General features: G+C 40.3%; 18 protein-coding genes. 15 read left to right on the top strand and 3 right to left on the bottom strand.

Annotation, left to right across the window (positions count from 1 at the left end; genetic code table 11):
• The first annotated feature begins 617 nt into the window (after nt 1–617).
• The 7 genes from pxpB (at nt 618) to G8761_RS24230 (ending at nt 6,307) form a co-directional block, all read left to right on the top strand.
• Nucleotides 618–1,298 (top strand): 5-oxoprolinase subunit PxpB, encoded by a 681-nt coding sequence (gene pxpB / locus G8761_RS24260; RefSeq protein WP_166030520.1) that lies wholly within the window; start codon nt 618–620, stop codon nt 1,296–1,298.
• Nucleotides 1,295–2,296 carry a 5-oxoprolinase subunit C family protein gene (locus G8761_RS24255; protein WP_166030519.1) on the top strand — a complete coding sequence of 334 codons (1,002 nt, stop codon included), beginning with the start codon at nt 1,295–1,297 and terminating at the stop codon, nt 2,294–2,296. Before pxpB ends, G8761_RS24255 begins: the two co-directional genes overlap by 4 nt.
• Nucleotides 2,297–2,314: 18 nt before the next feature.
• The gene (gene pxpA, locus G8761_RS24250; protein WP_166030518.1) at nt 2,315–3,076 is read left to right on the top strand and encodes a 5-oxoprolinase subunit PxpA; all 762 of its coding nucleotides are present in this window, start codon (nt 2,315–2,317) and stop codon (nt 3,074–3,076) included.
• Nucleotides 3,077–3,114: 38 nt separating this feature from the next.
• Nucleotides 3,115–3,804: a DUF969 domain-containing protein gene (locus G8761_RS24245; RefSeq protein ID WP_166030517.1), complete on the top strand. Its 690-nt coding sequence runs from the start codon at nt 3,115–3,117 to the stop codon at nt 3,802–3,804.
• A 15-nt stretch (nt 3,805–3,819) separates the two neighbouring features.
• Nucleotides 3,820–4,782, top strand: coding sequence for a DUF979 domain-containing protein (locus G8761_RS24240; protein WP_166030516.1), 963 nt, complete (start codon nt 3,820–3,822; stop codon nt 4,780–4,782).
• Nucleotides 4,783–4,806: 24 nt separating this feature from the next.
• Complete coding sequence (pcp, locus tag G8761_RS24235; RefSeq protein WP_166030515.1) at nt 4,807–5,454, top strand: pyroglutamyl-peptidase I; 648 nt, start codon at nt 4,807–4,809, stop codon at nt 5,452–5,454.
• A 259-nt stretch (nt 5,455–5,713) separates the two neighbouring features.
• Nucleotides 5,714–6,307, top strand: coding sequence for a DUF1801 domain-containing protein (locus G8761_RS24230; RefSeq protein WP_166030514.1), 594 nt, complete (start codon nt 5,714–5,716; stop codon nt 6,305–6,307).
• A 140-nt stretch (nt 6,308–6,447) separates the two neighbouring features.
• On the opposite strand, the gene G8761_RS24225 is transcribed toward G8761_RS24230, so the two are convergent.
• Complete coding sequence (locus G8761_RS24225; RefSeq protein WP_166030513.1) at nt 6,448–7,275, bottom strand: endonuclease I family protein; 828 nt, start codon at nt 7,273–7,275, stop codon at nt 6,448–6,450.
• Nucleotides 7,275–8,237, bottom strand: coding sequence for a S8 family peptidase (locus G8761_RS24220; RefSeq protein ID WP_166030512.1), 963 nt, complete (start codon nt 8,235–8,237; stop codon nt 7,275–7,277). The genes G8761_RS24225 and G8761_RS24220 overlap by 1 nt, the downstream gene beginning before the upstream one ends.
• A gap of 552 nt (nt 8,238–8,789) precedes the next feature.
• Between G8761_RS24220 and G8761_RS24215 the strand changes: the two genes are divergently transcribed.
• Entirely contained in the window at nt 8,790–10,844 is a 2,055-nt protein-coding gene (locus G8761_RS24215) for a Na+/H+ antiporter (RefSeq protein WP_338001029.1), read from the top strand.
• Nucleotides 10,845–11,099: 255 nt separating this feature from the next.
• Here G8761_RS24215 and G8761_RS24210 read toward each other — a convergent pair whose 3' ends face one another.
• On the bottom strand, nt 11,100–11,552 hold the full coding sequence (locus G8761_RS24210) for a hypothetical protein (protein ID WP_166030511.1): 453 nt from the start codon (nt 11,550–11,552) through the stop codon (nt 11,100–11,102).
• 485 nt (nt 11,553–12,037) lie between these two features.
• Between G8761_RS24210 and G8761_RS24205 the strand changes: the two genes are divergently transcribed.
• The 7 genes from G8761_RS24205 to G8761_RS24175 all read left to right on the top strand — a co-directional run bounded on the left by G8761_RS24205 (nt 12,038) and on the right by G8761_RS24175 (nt 17,180).
• Nucleotides 12,038–12,796: a DeoR/GlpR family DNA-binding transcription regulator gene (locus G8761_RS24205; RefSeq protein WP_166030510.1), complete on the top strand. Its 759-nt coding sequence runs from the start codon at nt 12,038–12,040 to the stop codon at nt 12,794–12,796.
• Nucleotides 12,797–12,815: 19 nt separating this feature from the next.
• Nucleotides 12,816–13,526, top strand: a complete 711-nt coding sequence (locus G8761_RS24200; protein WP_166030509.1) for a glucosamine-6-phosphate deaminase — start codon at nt 12,816–12,818, stop codon at nt 13,524–13,526.
• A 37-nt stretch (nt 13,527–13,563) separates the two neighbouring features.
• The gene (gene agaB, locus G8761_RS24195; protein ID WP_166030508.1) at nt 13,564–14,037 is read left to right on the top strand and encodes a PTS galactosamine transporter subunit IIB; all 474 of its coding nucleotides are present in this window, start codon (nt 13,564–13,566) and stop codon (nt 14,035–14,037) included.
• 60 nt (nt 14,038–14,097) lie between these two features.
• A complete protein-coding gene (gene agaC, locus G8761_RS24190; RefSeq protein ID WP_166030507.1) occupies nt 14,098–14,895 on the top strand; it encodes a PTS galactosamine transporter subunit IIC in 798 nt (265 codons plus the stop codon).
• On the top strand, nt 14,885–15,685 hold the full coding sequence (gene agaD / locus G8761_RS24185; protein ID WP_166030506.1) for a PTS galactosamine transporter subunit IID: 801 nt from the start codon (nt 14,885–14,887) through the stop codon (nt 15,683–15,685). Before agaC ends, agaD begins: the two co-directional genes overlap by 11 nt.
• A gap of 4 nt (nt 15,686–15,689) precedes the next feature.
• Complete coding sequence (locus G8761_RS24180) at nt 15,690–16,130, top strand: PTS sugar transporter subunit IIA (protein ID WP_166030505.1); 441 nt, start codon at nt 15,690–15,692, stop codon at nt 16,128–16,130.
• Nucleotides 16,131–16,397: 267 nt separating this feature from the next.
• Nucleotides 16,398–17,180 (top strand): Cof-type HAD-IIB family hydrolase, encoded by a 783-nt coding sequence (locus G8761_RS24175; protein WP_166030504.1) that lies wholly within the window; start codon nt 16,398–16,400, stop codon nt 17,178–17,180.
• Nucleotides 17,181–17,285 lie beyond the last annotated feature (105 nt).

Below are 17,285 nucleotides of genomic sequence, written 5' to 3'. Positions count from 1 at the left end.
AAGGGTTTGGATCACACCCCACAATTTTTAGTTGAAAACACTTGCATTTGATTTTACACAATTAATAGGACTTGACTTGAGAACTTGAGAAGAAGGAAAAGGGGTAGCTAAAGCCTCGTATAGTGCCCCCAAATGGGTGAGAAAAAGGAAAAGGGGTAGCTAAAGCCTCGTATAGTGCCCCCAAATGGGTGAGAAAAAGGAAAAGGGGTAACTAAAGCCTCGTATAGTGCCCCCAAATGGGTGAGAAGAAGGAAAAGGGGTAACTAAAGCCTCGTATCGTGCCCCAAATGGGTGAGAAGAAGGAAAAGGGGTAATAAAAGGCGTCACTAAAAACTATAAAATAGAAATGTGCGTTTGAGCAGACTAGTGATTTTTACTGGTCTGTTTTTACTGAGTTGAAAAAACTTTTTAGAAAAATTACGCCTTTAGAAATGCTTTGTTTAAAGGCTTTCGAACGTTAAAGTAATAAATTGCCACCTAAAAACTACAATTTTGGATTTGCAAAAGTATGCATAGACATTTAATATTTATTAATATATAAAATTATCAAAATATAATATATAATCAATGTCTTTGAAAAATTAAATACATAAACGTAAGGAGGCATCAAGAAACCTATGCTCATAACGCCATTTGGAGATTCAGCAATTATTATTCAATTTGACAACAATATTACGCTTGATGCCCATCGTAAGGTAAGAGTTTTAACGGAGCGTCTGGAAAGGAATTCATTTACTGGAATGGTAGAATACGTCCCGGCTTTTACTACTGTGACTGTTTATTATGATCCTATACAACTCTCGTATAAAGAAGCCTCATCGGAATTAGAGCGGATTGTTTCGGAACTGGAGACTGCTTCAGAATTAAACCCAAGAACGGTTGAGATTCCCGTCTGTTATGGCGGTGAGTTCGGATCTGACCTTGAATTTGTTGCTGAGCATAATGGATTAACACTGGATGAAGTGATTCAAATTCACTCTGGGAATGAGTACCTTGTCTACATGATAGGCTTTGCACCGGGTTTTCCGTATCTTGGAGGCATGTCCGAACGCATTCAAGCACCGCGCCGCTCGTCTCCTCGGTTAACAATTCCTGCCGGATCGGTGGGAATCGCTGGAATGCAGACGGGTGTTTATCCAATTGAAACACCAGGAGGATGGCAGTTAATCGGCAGGACACCGGAGGCGCTTTTTCGTCCGAAGGAGAGCACTCCGAGTTTACTGCAGTCCGGAGATATTGTCCGATTTAGACCGATATCCAGAGAGGAATACGAACAATGGAAGGGTGAGGTAAAATGAGCATCCGCGTGCTACGTCCCGGATTACTCTCTTCCATTCAGGATCTTGGCAGGTATGGCATGCAAAAGCATGGAGTGATCGTCAGTGGTGCGATGGATCCTATTGCACTTCGAATTGCCAATATTTTAGTTGGAAACGAAGAGGGAGAAGCAGCCATAGAAATTACCATGCTTGGCCCAAAGCTGCTGTTTGAAGAAGATTCGCTGATTGCTATATGCGGAGGCGATTTATCACCTGCTGTTGATGGAACGGCTATTCCGGAATGGCGCCCTGTTTATGTTAAAAAAGATAGCGTGTTATCGTTCGGAGGTGTAAAAGCAGGCTGCAGAGCTTATGTGGCAGTGGCAGGCGGTTTTAATCTGCCAAAGGTTATGGATAGCCGGAGTACGTATCTTCGGGCCGGAATGGGCGGCTATCAAGGGCGGTCCCTTTTGGAAGGGGATGTTTTACAAGTAAGAAATCCCTCTTATTTGGCAGTCCGGAGAATGGGCCGGCTTTCTGATAAAGCTGGATCAAATGCAGCTGCCTATACGGATTGGGTGATTAGTAAAGATGTTTTACAAGCCTATCAGGAAAAACCAGTTATTCGTGCCATTATTGGTGGTCAATTTGATTGGTTTACAGAAGAGAGCAGAAGTCAATTCTTCAAAGAGGAGTTTTTAATAACTCCTCAATCGGATCGCATGGGATACCGCTTAGACGGCCCAAGACTTGAGCTTTCCGAACCTCAAGAACTTATTTCGGAAGCAGTTACGGCTGGAACAGTTCAAGTACCATCTGATGGAAATCCTATTCTATTAATGGCGGATCGCCAGACAACGGGAGGCTATCCAAAAATTGCTCAGGTGGCAACAGTAGACATTCCGGTCCTTGCACAGGTTAAACCTGGGGAAAAAATTCGTTTCAGGGAAATCCGCCTGGAAGAGGCACAGGTATTGCTAAGAACGAGGGAAATGGAAATCAAATTGCTAAAACAAGGAGTTAGTTTAAAAGATTAGGAGTATGGGGGGATTACAATGTATCGAGTAGATTTGAACTGCGATATGGGAGAGAGCTTTGGAGCATATAACATGGGAACAGATGAAGACATTCTCGAGTTTGTTACGTCAGCCAATATTGCCTGCGGTTTTCATGCGGGAGACCCGGCAGTTATGCGAAAAACAGTTGCTATGGCTCTGGAAAAGGAGATTGGGATTGGAGCACATCCCGGCCTGCCTGATTTGACCGGTTTTGGCCGTCGCAATATGGATATTTCTCCGCAGGAAGCCTACGATATGGTCGTTTATCAAATCGGTGCTCTATATGGGTTTGTTAAAGCAGCAGGCGGAAAAATGCAGCATGTAAAGCCTCACGGTGCACTTTACAATATGGCAGCTAAAAGCAAAGAGCTCTCAGATGCGATTGCAAAAGCTGTTTATAAGGTAGATTCGGAATTGATTTTATTCGGTCTTTCTGGCAGTGAACTAGTGAAACGCGGAGAAGCAATCGGACTGCGCACCGCAAGCGAAGTATTTGCGGACAGAACCTATCAGCGGGATGGCTCACTGACACCAAGACGGCAATCAGATGCATTGATAACAGATGATAAAAAAGCAATTGACCAGGTCATTCGGATGGTCAAAGAAGGAAAAGTACTGTCACAGCAAGGGATTGACATTGATATTAAGGCCGATACAGTTTGTATCCATGGCGATGGCGCGCATGCCCTTGCTTTTGCCAGGGAAATCCGAGAACAGCTGGCAAATTCAGAAGTAAATGTACAAACCCTAGAAAGATAATTCTTTTTAACCAAACTCTTAAAAAAGGAGATGACAACATGATTAAACTGATTGGAATTTTAATAGTAGCAGTTGGGTTTGGTTTTCGTCTAAATACTTTGCTGGTTGTAATGGCAGCCGGAGTAGTAACGGGATTGGTTTCCGGCATGTCCTTTAACGAGGTTATGGCCCAGTTCGGACAGGTCTTTATTGATAACCGTTATATGTCTTTGCCTATTATTCTTAGCCTACCTGTAATTGGCCTATTGGAACGCCACGGCTTGAAGGAAAGAGCAGAGGTACTGATTAAAAAAGCAAAAGGAGCAACAGCTGGAAAGGTGCTAATGTCTTATATGCTGATTCGTGAATTGAGTGCCTCGCTGGGGCTTAATATCGGCGGCCATCCTCAAACTGTCAGGCCGCTTGTAGCGCCTATGGCAGAAGGAGCCGCAACAGCGAAACACGGAGAACTTCCGGAAGAAGTAAAGGATGACATTAAAGCTCATGCGGCGGCATCTGAAAATGTAGGCTGGTTTTTCGGCGAAGATATTTTCATCGCTACTGGAGCTATTCTATTGATGAAAGGTTATTACGATTCAGTTGGAATGCAAGTTGGCGTCTGGGATATGGCCTTATGGGGAATTCCCACAGCCCTGTGTGCCTTCTTCCTTTCATACTGGAGATTCAAAAGAATGGACAAACGTATTGAACGGGCAATGACTAAGAAAAAGAACAGCAAGATTGCGTAGGGGAGGCGAACCAGCATGAATATCATCACAATCGAATATATTTACTATTTGCTTGGCATTATAACCGCATTTGTAGCAATCCGGGTTGCAATGAATAAGAATCATCCGAGCCGTATTGGTTCAACCTTGTTCTGGGGAATCTTTGCGTTCACCTTCTTATTCGGAAAGGTTGTTCCTCCTATAGCAATTGGGTATCTGGTACTTGCAATGGTTGTTATTGCTGCGATAGGCAAAGTGAAAAGCGGGGATCAGGATGAGACTCCCAAAGAGGAAAGAGACAAACATGCAGAACGTTTAAAGGGCAAGGTTTTCATTCCCGCTTTAGTTATTCCTGTTTTTACTGTAATAGGATCATTAACACTTGGCAAAGTCCACTTCGGAAAAGTTCATTTGGTTGATCCGGCAATGGTAACATTAATTGCGCTGGGTCTTGCTACTATTCTTGCTTATTTAGTTGCTCAGGTTTTGACAAAAGCAAAGCCTGCTGCGGCTGGGCATGAGGGAAGCCGGTTAATGCAGGCTGTTGGCTGGGCCATTATTTTACCGCAAATGCTAGCTGCACTTGGAGCTATTTTTTCAAAAGCAGGAGTCGGCGATGTTGTGTCGAAAATGGTAGGAGATGTACTTCCAACCAATATTCCATTCGTAGCAGTAGCGGCGTATTGTATCGGAATGGCTTTGTTTACAGTGATTATGGGTAATGCGTTTGCAGCTTTCGCGGTTATTACGGGGGGGATCGGTTTGCCGTTGATTGTGCATATGCATGGAGGAAATCCAGCGATCATGGCTGCGATTGGAATGTTTGCAGGATATTGCGGAACTTTAATGACACCGATGGCTGCAAACTTCAACATTGTACCAGCGATGCTCCTGGATCTGAAGGATAAAAATGCTGTTATTAAAGCACAGCTGCCGATTGCATTGATCCTTTTGGTAATCAACATTCTATTAATGTATTTCCTGGTGTATAACTTTTAATAAATAATAGAAAGGGAGATTGTTATGAAAAAAATACTTGTTACCGGTTTTAACCCATTTGGTGGAGAGCCCGTCAATCCAGCCCTTGAAGCAGTAAAGCTATTAGATGGAAAAGTAATTACAGGTTACGAAGTTATCACAAAGGAAATACCAACCGTTTTCGGAAAGGCCATTGCTAGTTTGAAAGAAGCAATAGAAGAAATTCATCCTGACATGGTCATTTGTGTAGGCCAGGCAGGCGGTCGTTCAACCATTACACCGGAACGTGTAGCCATCAATATGGATGATGCAAGAATCCCGGATAACGAGAAAAACCAGCCAATCGACGCTGAAATTGTACCAGGCGGACCAGCTGCATACTTTACAAAGCTCCCGGTTAAAGCAATGGTGCAAAAAATGAATGAAAACGGAATTCCAGCATCTGTTTCCAATACTGCAGGCACCTTCGTCTGCAACCATATTTTCTATGGGCTGATGAATTATCTAGATACCAGAGCTAGTGACATCCGTGGAGGATTTATTCATATTCCTTTCATTCCTGAACAAATCGTACGCAACCCTGGCCATCCAAGCATGAGCCTGGAATTGATCGTAAAAGGGTTAGAGCTTTCCATCGAAGCTGCAGTATCAAATGAAACCGATATTGTTGCCGTTGGCGGAGAGATTAGCTAATGTAACTGAAGCTTCTCTTTTAGTTTAACTGCATAGGAAAAGCAAAAATAAAAAATAGTAAAAAAGCAGGGGATTTTCACAACGGAAATCGACTGCTTTTTGTATTTCATATGAGTTAATATATGGTAAAATTACAGATATCCTTTTAAGTAATAATTCCTCAAAGATACGGCATTTACCGTGCCTTGTGAGTGAAAGTTAGAGGAGATATTATTCATGCTGGTGTCAGTGGAAAGAAAATCGAAGTGGGTGATGCTTGGTGGCAAATAGTAGAATGAATCCTAAGGTTGATGAATTTTTAAGTAAAGCTAAAAAGTGGAAGGAAGAATATGAGAAGTTGAGAAATATCGTTCTTGACAGTGAGTTGACTGAAGAATTTAAGTGGATGCATCCTTGTTACACGTTAGAGAAAAAAAACGTCGTTTTAATCCATGGATTTAAAGAATATTGTGCGCTTCTGTTTCACAAAGGTGCCCTGTTACAGGATGCCCGTGGGATTCTAATCCAGCAAACGGAGAATGTACAAGCGGCGCGCCAGATCCGGTTCACCAGTGTTCAAGAAATAGTTGAAATGGAACCCATCTTGAAAGCCTATATTAATGAAGCCATTAAAGTTGAAAAAGCCGGTTTGGATGTGGATTTTAAAAAGACTGCAGAATACATAATTCCTGAAGAACTTCAACATAAATTCGAGGAAATCCCTGCCTTAAAAACTGCTTTTGAAGAATTGACACCTGGACGGCAAAGAGCATACCTTCTTTATTTTTCTCAACCCAAACAATCCAAAACCCGAGAGTCTAGAGTTGAAAAATATATCCAGCAAATTCTCAATGGAAAGGGACTAAATGATTAGCCTATTCGATGAGAATATAAATGAGTCAACTTTCAAAAAAGACCGGAACGGTGCTTGAAATCCCTAAACGAGACTGGTCAGAGTAATTTTTATAACTGAATCAACTTGAGCGATAATAAAAAACCCTCTGGAAGTTGCTGTCAGAGGGTTTTAACGCTGTATTCCGGCATTATGATGCCCGCCACTAAATTTGGAAAGTCGATAAAAGGATTTCGATTTCCCTGCAGCTCGTATATAGCTGCATTTCTGTGTTTTTCATAAAGGCTTACGGGATATTCTGTATGCCATTTTTTTAGAGTATTTAAGTCCATCTTATCTTCTATACTCACAATACCTTTATATCTTATATAAAAGTAAAAAACGGCTCTGGCTGCGATTCCTTTCCCATATTCCGGCTCGAATTTCCCGTCCTCTGCCAAGCCACAGCCTGTTCGAAGGCTCAAGCCCGAAGGTGAATAAGAAGGGAAATCGTAATAGGGAGAATTACCCCTGCTTGAGTTGCATGAAGGATCACAGGCGAAAAGATGATGCAAATCTCCTCTCATGGGCTCCTTCTTTTGAAACCAGGACTGAGGGACAACATGCTCGCAGTTAAACTTCATTTCCTGTGATAAAAGTGAGGCCTCGCCCTTTTCCATTATAGCAAGTAATTTTAAATCAGCTTCTATCACACGGAGGGGATCCATTTCCTGTCCTGAATAAAGGCTTTTTAACTGTCTGTTCTCTTGGATATCCACCCAGGGATACACATAGCGGTGGGGTGAGTAGGGCAGAGGATGTGTATGTGTATCGAGAAGTAATCGATGCAGTGTATCAGCTAAATCATTGTCTTCAAAGCAGATTTGATGATAGTAAGCTTCTTTTGATTTCTCATCATTAATTTCGTCGTAATAGTTTTGTTCGCTGGCGGCGTAAAGGCTGGCCTTGGCTGCCATCCATTCTTTGTGGTCAATTTCTTCACCGTTCATTAAGCGTTTACCTGCAGCATAGTGACTTTATCTTTGAAAATATCCTTTAAGTAATCCTGAGCAGTTAAATAAACCAGTCCGTTCCCTTCAAGCTTTGGTGTACGGTCAAGAGGAATGGTTCGTTTGATCAGCTGAGCATAGAGTTCCGGTTCAGTAAGGTTTCTGCCGAAGCTTTCATTTGCAATAACCTTTATAAGTGCGAGTGCTCCAGAAACATGCGGTGCTGCCATGGAAGTACCGCTAAGCTTAGCATACTTCCCCTTCAGAAATGTGGATAATATTTCTTCTCCCGGTGCAACCAGGTCTACTTCACTATTGGAATTTGTAAAATCAGAGGATTTTCGTTCAAAATTAATGGCCCCCACACTGATTACCTCATTATAACAGGCTGGATAGCTAAGCTCGTCTGTCTTATCGTCTCCATCGCCTTCGTTGCCCGCAGCGCAGACGACTAGAATATTGTTCTGAACCGCCAATTTAATCGCTTCATGCAGACCAGGATCATCAGAAGGACCCCCAAGAGACATGGAGATGATATCTGCTTTCTGCTCGATCGCATACAGAATTCCATTCTTAATCCATTCATACTGTCCAGAGCCGTTTTTATCCAATACTTTTACAATTAACAGGTCAGCTTCAGGGGCCGCGCCAATCACACCGGTTTGATTCAGTGAAGCAGCTATGGTCCCTGACACATGAGTACCGTGGCCGTTGTAATCTTGATATATATTCTGGCTGCCACCATCATCCTTGGTAAAATTTTTGCCGCCCTTGATTCTGTCTTTTAAGTCGGGATGTGAAAGATCACAGCCAGTATCCAGCACAGCAACCGTTATGCCTTTGCCTTTCGTCTGCCCCCAAATTTTAGGTGCCTGGATGAGTTCAATTCCTGCAGGTATTTCCCCAACCTCTTCCACATGCTCCACAACTGTGTACGGAATTACTCGGACAACTTGCTCCATTATATTTCCTCCTTTAGAATAAATGGTCCTTCAAGATACAGCTTTGAAGGCCAGGCTAAGTGTGGCGGAAATATCCGCCAGGGGAAAGTCAGAGCGGATTCTGGATGTGTTAACTGAATTTTAACGATATTCAATAATCTTAAACAGTTTCATAAGACGGATATTTTCTACAAAACTTTATGCTAAACATAATTCAAAAGGTTGGGTTTTTTGAAAAAGTTGTCTATTTTTGGCTCATTAGCTGTAATAATTTACACTAAAAATTTCAGGGGGGAATTTTTGCTGGTATATTTGCTATTTACGATGCATGAAGAAAATGAATAATATCGTGGAGTAATCATTAGAAATCAAGAAAATTTGTGAGAAAGGGGAAAGAAATAAGAATATGATGCAGATTCAAGCTGCCCGCAATGGAAGCTTCCTTTTTAGCGAAAGGTGAGTTTAGTCTGGTTCAGCTGTTAGTCGCTTCATATAAGAAATAAGATGTTTTAATTTTGTTACGATATTTTTTCTTGTGTGATGTAAATGATAGGATAATGGAGTATATAAATTTTGACGTTTTTTTTAGAAAGAAGTGTGCTGATGGATATTTTAATGACGTGTTTGTTGTTGATAGTCGCTTTACTTATATCAAATATTGTAAGCCATTATATCCCACTCATCCCGACGGCGCTGACGCAGATAGGTTTTGGGATTTTGATTTCTTTTTTGTTCCGGGGTTTTTCGCTTGAGATTGAAACTGAGTGGTTCTTGCTCCTTTTTATTGCGCCACTTTTATATAATGACGGCCGGCATTTCCCGCGTGAAGAATTATGGAAGATGAAGGCACCGATTTTTGGTAATGCTATTGTTCTTGTCCTGCTGACGGCATTAGGCGGAGGGTGGTTTATCCACTTGATGATTCCGAAGGTACCGTTTTCAGCGGCTTTTGCTCTAGCTGCCATATTGTCTCCGACTGATCCTGTAGCTGTGAATGGGATTGCAAAACGGGTCCATATCCCTGAAAAGATTTTAAATCTTGTTAGAGGGGAATCGCTTATTAACGACGCATCGGGACTTGTTGCATTCAATTATGCCGTGGCGGCTGTTGTTACAGGCTATTTTTCAGTTCATGAGGCAATGGTGGACTTCACTTACATGTTCATCGTTGGTGCTTTATTGGGATTATTTCTTGGCCTCTTTATTGCCTGGATCCGATTTTCTTTGCGGCGGGAAGGAATCCATGACCCTGCATTCCATTCTCTCCTTCAAATTATGACGCCCTTTATTATTTTTATTATAGCCGAAGATCTCCTGCATGCTTCTGGAGTTATTGCTGTGGTAGTTGGAGGAATCGTCCATACTCTTATTAGAGAAAGAACAGAAACACTTATCGCCGAGGAACATGTCCTTACAGAAAATATTTGGTCTGTCTTCACGTTTATCTTGAATGGAATCGTCTTTATTTTGCTTGGATTGAACATCCCTGCATCCATGAAGGCTACTGTAGAAAGCCCTAATATAAGTAATGGGATTGCCATTATTTATGTGGTAGCGATTGGCACCGTTATTCTGGGGATACGATTGGTGTGGGCCTATTTCTTTGGACATTTCCAATACCGTTCAAGCCAGTTTCGAGAAGAGGAGAAACCAAATGCTGTGTCGGTATTATTGCAGACACTGACAGGTGTGCGTGGTGCCGTCACTATGGCGGGTGTCCTGTCAATTCCCTATGTTGTCGATAGCGGTGATGAATTTCCGGAACGGTCTTTGCTCCTGTTTTTGGCGGCTGGGGTCATTCTTTTTACCCTTTTGGCTGCCACAATCTTGCTCCCGCTTCTTAGCAGGGATAAGTCGTTTGAGGGAAATGAGCTTGATACAATAGATTTGAGTGAAGCAAAAAGGAAGCTTTTGCTTACAGGGATTGATGCTATTAGGCATGAAATGAATGATGAAAATGAAGCCGCTGCTTTTGAACTGATCGGGGATTACAGGAGGCTGTTCCATCAAATCAACCCAGGAACTCGGGGTGCGAGTTCTATCGCATTTATGGATAATTTCATTGAGGTAAGGCATGTTGGGCTCAAGGCAGAAAGAAATTACATTATGAAGGCAGTGGACACTAACGAAATGGATATAGCAACCTTTGATTCCTTTGAAAAAGCTCTAGACTTTCGTGAGGAGGCGCTGTCCCAAACTGCCCATGCCGGAATGCTGTACCTTATCGGGAGAATGAAGAGAGGCTTCTACCGCCTAAGAAGAAGGAAGCAGAAATATGAAGAGGGGCAAATAGTAAGTCGCAGGCTAGCAGATTTTCAAATAAAATCTTGTCAGGCGGCTATTGAGGCACTCAATGAGTTTACCTTATCCTATAACCGTCCCGATATCGTAAAAATTGTAATATCGGATTATGAAAGGATGATTCGGAGTCTCAAAAGGCCAAAGTTCACTTATCATGGAAATCAGGAAGAACACAAAGAGCTATTAAGAATTAAAGCCATGGATAGGGAAAGGGCAAAAATCCGGGAAATGTTCGAAACGGATGAAATAACCAGGGACCAGGTAAAGGAACTGAGGATGTTTGTTAATAATATTGAAAGTGTCATTTTACAAGGGACGACGGAGTAGAAATGTCTGAGCTGCCAACATACGGAAGCTTAGGCTTTTTTATTATTATCCAATGGTTTCATGACCAAAGAATGGACGGGATTTTTTTAAAATAGAATGTTGACTAATGAGAAGCTGATAAACGATGACAAAGTCAGATATCAAATAATTTTGATATCCAACAAACGGGGCAGCTTAGTCGGAAATGCCAAAGTTAACATAAGTAATTGGTGTTGTTGATCGGGGAAGGAGTGGATCGAATTGTGTAATATGGTTTCACTGATTAACTTTTTCGACCAGTTTTTTATAGGATACTGCTTCTTTATCTGTGGACTTAAGACTCTTGCAATAACCTTCTTTAAAAGCTTTTATGTATGCTTTAACATAAGATTTACCTAACTTATTTTCTGCACTCTGAAGGTTCATAAAGTTTGTTGAGCTTCGTTGGCTTAACACTTTAATAATTAAATTATTTGTAATCTCGTCAACATTTTTAGTGTCGAATATGGTTTTTTTCGCACCTAACATAGCTTTAGAAAAATTAAAATGATCTCTATCCACTAATCCACAGTACATTCCATCATATAACCCTTGACCATCACCCTTAGTTATCGGTGAAGGCTTCTCCACAGCATTTTTATTTTCTTTCTCCTGTGTCGAACAAGCATTTAATAAATTAACGGCAATAACTAACAGCAATAAAGATATTATTTTTCTTCTGATTTGCATCGAATTTCCTCTCCAGATTCTTTATTTTCAAAGTAATATTATCTATAAATCTTATAAGCCCTTTTAAAAATAAGGATTTGTTATTTTCATTCATTTAATACACCTTTTATTAAGTGTTCTAAAGGTGTCAGCGCTTTTTTCTTGTTGTCCTAAATGGTCAATTTAATTGAGAAAGAAAAAACACATCTTCACCATGTTAAAAGGAATTTTACTGTTAACAAAAAAGTTAATTGACATTTTGGCTGAAAGCGGTCACAATAGTGATTGAAAGCGGTCGCAAAATTGATTGATTACAGTCAATATGTGGAATGAAAAGTCAAAATGACCGTTTTGCATGAGGGTGAAAAAGTTCCTACAAAAAGTACGGATGATGAATCCATAATCATCTTAAACAGCAGTAACCCCTTAAATGATAAAACAAAATGTCAAACGACAGAGTAGGTTGTAACCGCTCACAACATTGTCGTTTATAGGGGGAAAAGGTTTTGAGCAAAAATCTCGATGATAAAGTGTTAGAAAGAATTAACTTAAAAAAAACGGTTACCCTTGAATTGATTTGTTCTGAGTTTGCAATCAGTGAAAGTACTTGCAGACGAGTTTTTAAAAGACTTGAAGAAAAGGGGCTTATATTTAGGTTTCATGGCGGAGCCAATAGTCTGGACATGAAACAGGAAAGCATTGGTGTTTATGATCGTTTTTATACAAAAGCAGATTTGAAGGACCTTATCGCAAAAGAGGCGGCAACAATGGTAAGACCCTTTAATACCATTTTTCTTATGGGTGGAACAACTGTATTTCGAATGTGTAAATTTATCAAAGATCTTCCATTGAAGGTGATCACGAATTCTCTTCTTGTATTTAATGAGTTATCGATTGTAAAGAACATTGATTTGGTGTTGCTGGGCGGAACCTTTAATCGAGATGAATCGGATTTTAGAGGACCATTAACTACAATCAACTCAAAGCTTTTTACATGTGACCATATCTTCATGGGGGCAGATGGGTACATTCGCAATGCTGGTTTTTCAACAGAAGATGAAGGTGTAATAGATTTGTATCGTTCTAGTATGCTGCTAGCAAATAATTCATACTTGCTAACGGATAGTTCGAAATTTGCAAATCGTGGAAAGGCGATCATTGCACCATTGAAAGACGTAACACATGTTTTCACGGATTATCTGGTTAATGCTGAAATTGTGGAAGAGCTAAGGGAATCGTCAATCAATGTAGTGATTGCAAAGTGATAATCAGGAGGAAAGTAAAATGGCAGTTCGGTATATTGAAACAAAAAGTTATGATGAATTATCGGATCAAGCAGCAAGTGAAATCTTTGAGCAAGTACAGAACAAGCCTGATTCCATTCTTTGTTTAGCAGGTGGGGACACACCTATCGGTACGTATGAAAGGATGGTTGAGGCAGCAAAAAGCGGAAAAATAGATTTCTCTAAATGCCGCTTTTTGGGACTTGACGAGTGGGTCGGATTAGGAGAAGAAAATCCTGGAAGTTGTCTTTCTTATTTAAACAGACATTTATTTCAGCCACTTAGTATCAAAAAAGAACAGATTGTTTTTTTTGATGCAAAGGCAGAGGACCTAACGGCAGAACTTACAAGAATTAATGAGTTTGTAAGGACGAATGGACCAATCGACTTAAGCCTGCTTGGTGTTGGTGTAAATGGGCATCTTGGATTTAATGAACCATATTCCAGCCTTGAAAGCGAGGCACACATCGTTGATTTGGATGAAACCACTCAAGAAGTCGGAAAGAAATACTTCAACGGTGGTAGTACGACATCAAAGGGGATTTCACTTGGATTGAAACAACTCCTGGAATCTAAGACGGTGATTGTGATTGCGAATGGGCCAACAAAGGTGGAAGCAATCGAGGCACTTAAGATTGGTAAATATGATCCGAGTAAGCCTGTAACCGCTATAAATCATCATCTAAACGCATATGCGATTTTGAACATTTAAATCAATTTAATCACAAACCTAGGAAAAGAGGAGAACAATGAATACACCTAATATCTTATTAACACGCATTGATAACCGTTTAATCCATGGACAAGTTGGTGTTTCTTGGACGACTGGTATTGGAGCAAACCTGCTTCTTGTAGTGGATGACTTAGTAGCGCAAGATGCTTTACAGCAACAACTCATGACAGCAACCGCTGCATCTTCAGGTGCAGGTGTTCGATTCTGGACGATCCAAAAAACGATTGACACGATTCATAAAGCAGCTCCACACCAAAAGATTTTTATTATATGCCGCACACCTGAAACGGTAAGAAAACTTGTTGATGGTGGTGTACCAATTAAAGAAGTCAATATTGGGAATATGCACTTTTCAGCAGGAAAAACTGCAATTAGTTCCAAAGTGTATGTGGATGCGAAGGATATCGAAGACTTGAAGTACATTGCTTCAAAAGGGATTGATACGTACATTCAAGACGTACCGGGGGAACCTAAAGAATCGTATAAATAAGACAGCCCCTGGGTTTTTAAAAAGCCCCGGGAAGCTAACCATCATGGGAGGAGACTGGATATGCATGAAGTAACATTAATTCAAGGGATTTTACTATTTATTATGGCAGTTATTTGCGGTATAGATATGTGGTTAGAGGGAACTTATATTTTCCGTCCAATTATCGTTGGTACCTTAACTGGACTTATTTTGGGCGATGTAAAAACAGGTGTTATGGCGGGAGGATTGGCAGAACTTGCATTCGCTGGTTTGACAGCTGTAGGTGGAACACAACCGCCAAACTCCGTGCTTGCAGGGGTTATGACTTCTGCCATTGCGATTACAACTGGTAAGGATCCAAAATTAGCATTAGCCCTGGCGTTACCATTTAGCTTGCTTATGCAATACGTAATTCTATTCTTCTACTCCTCATTCGCGTTCTTTATGGCTAAATTGGACAAGTATGCTGAAGAAGGAGATACGAAAGGGTTCGCAAGAATTAACTGGCTCACTATGTCAATTGTTGGTCTAACGTACGGCATCATCGTGTTCCTATGTACGTATGCTGCTCAAGGCCCAATGAGGGATCTTGTTGAAAGAATGCCAGAATGGCTGACAACTGGATTTAGTGTAGCAGGCGGTATCTTACCTGCCATCGGTTTTGCCATGCTGCTTCGCATTATGATGAAAGTAGAATTAATTCCATACTTCATATTCGGATTCGTATTTGTTTGCTTTATTCCTTTTGGAAACGTTTTACCTGTTGCGGCGCTTGGAACTGCCTTTGCCTTGTTCGAATTCTTTAAACAAAAGAATTCAGTTCAAGCTCAACCTGCAGCTGCCATCAAAGATGAGGAGGACTACAGTGATGGAATCTAACAAAGTATTAACAAAAAAAGATATTAACAAATTAGCGCTAAGATCGGTTTTCCTGCAAGCAAGCTTCAGTTTTGAACGGATGCAGGCGGGCGGCTGGACATATGCAATGCTTCCATTCTTGAAAAAGATCCACAAGAATGATAAAAAAGCACTGTCTGAATCGATGCAATACAATATGGAATTCTTGAACACAAATCCATGGACATCAGGATTTTTAATGGGGCTTGTGCTTTCTTTAGAAGAAAATAAAGAAGACCGAAATTTAATCAAGAGCTTGAAAGCAGGATTGTTTGGGCCGCTAGCTGGATTAGGAGATGCCATCTTCTGGTTTACAGTGCTTCCGATTGTTGCGGGTATTTCAGCGTCTTTTGCAAAGAGCGGAAATATTTTAGGGCCTATCTTCTTCTTCCTATGTTATTGTTTGGTATTCGCGAGCCGTTTCTTATGGACCAATATGGGCTATAAACTAGGAACCAGTGCAATCGACACTATCCAAAAAGGTTCCCAGCTTATTTCAAAATCAGCATCTATTTTGGGTATCACAGTACTCGGCGGCTTAATTCCTTCTTACGTTAACTTACACATTGTAAAAGAATTTACCATTACAGCAGGGCACAAGTTTTCGATTCAAAAGGATTTCTTAGATCACGTATTCCCGAACATCTTGCCATTAGCGTACACATTATTTATTTTCTACTTGTTAAAAAAGAAGAAGATGAACCCAGTATTGTTAATCTGTTTAACTATTGTTTTTGCTATCGTTGGTTCGTACTTCGGAATCTTGGGGTGATAATATGAAGAAGATTATATTAACAGGACACGGGGAAATATCTACCGGAATAAAGGGATCTATAGAATTACTTGCAGGTCAAAATGAAGATGTGATGGCAGTAGATTTTACAAGTGATATGAGTGACAGCGATTTAGCGGCAAAATTACAGGATGTTATATCTTCATTTCCGGATACATCATTTTTATTTGTGTGTGACATTCTTGGTGGAACACCTTATAAAGAGTGTGCAAAAATTGCAAATAACAATCATCACATGGAAGTGGTTGCAGGCTGTAATCTAGGGGCGATTCTTGAGGCGTCACTTATGAAGGAAACGATGGAACTATCTGATTTAGCAAATTTCATTGTGAACCAGACAAGGAGCTTTGCTGCAAAATTTGAAAAGGTCAACACACAAGCAGCGAAAGTAGATATTGAGGAAGACTTTTCAGACGGGATTTAATGGAATGAAGGAAACTCCAGCCTAAATTGGGTTGGAGTTTTTTTCTAATATAATTGTTCGGAGGTTCGGGCATTAGTTACACAGCGTGTTTGCCAACTATGGATTAGTTCGTTCACTGAATGCGTTTTGGTTGAAAGAGACTTAAAATCTATAGATAGGTTTAAATCATTCATGTTGTTTTAACTCAGTCAACCCTTACATTCTATAACATTAAGAATTATAAGGTTGAGTTATAGCTAAACAAAACTCTATACAAGGAGATTTATAATGGTACGAGCTATTTTTTTTGACATTGATGGTACTTTAGTTTCAGGTAAGAGTAAGACATATACTGAATCTACAAAGTTAGCATTAGAAAAACTTCGTAAAAAGGGTATACACCTTTTCGTGGCTACTGGAAGACATGTGTTAGAGATTGAGGAAGAGCGTTTGATAGATGGCCTTTACTTTGATGGCTACATTACTTTAAATGGGCAGTATTGCTTTAACGAAAAAGAAATAATCTATCATAATGAAATCAACAAGGAAGATATAAAAAATATTATAAAACAAATTGATTCACATCCGTATCCATGCATGTTCTTAGAAAAGGATAGAATGTACATTAATATGATCAACCAGGAAGTGATAGAGGCACAAAAAGCAATCCATTCATCCTTACCTCCCGTCATGGATATCCATCGTGCTTTGGAAAATCCCGTTTATCAAATAGTTCCCTATGTTGATAGTGTAAAAGCTAAAACTTTTCCCCTAAGTGTCCTTAAATATTCTAAAGCGACACGTTGGAATGCCTTAGCAATTGATATTATTCCTGAAAGTGGAAGTAAAAAGGAAGGGATTAAAAGCATCTTGGAGTATTATCAGATTCCCCTAGAAAGTACAATGGCATTTGGAGATGGAGAAAATGATATAGAAATGCTGGAATTTGTAGCATTAGGTGTAGCCATGGGGAATGCTGGGGAAAAGGTGAAAAAAGCAGCGGACTACATCACGGATGATGTAGATAATGACGGCATAATACGTGCTTTAGAACATTTTCACTTAATTTAGTCGATACAAAAGGGAATCGGAATTCATATGGCAGAGAAAGAAAAGAGCTGCGAAAATAAAAAAAGATTCTTTAATCGCCATTATGGCGATTTTTTAATGTTTGAA

Origin of the sequence: Neobacillus terrae, from assembly GCF_011393025.1 — a bacterium.
Taxonomy (GTDB): Bacteria; Bacillota; Bacilli; order Bacillales; family Cytobacillaceae; genus Neobacillus_A; species Neobacillus_A terrae.
Note: the sequence above shows the minus strand (reverse complement) of the source record. Positions and strands in the feature narration are given on the sequence as shown.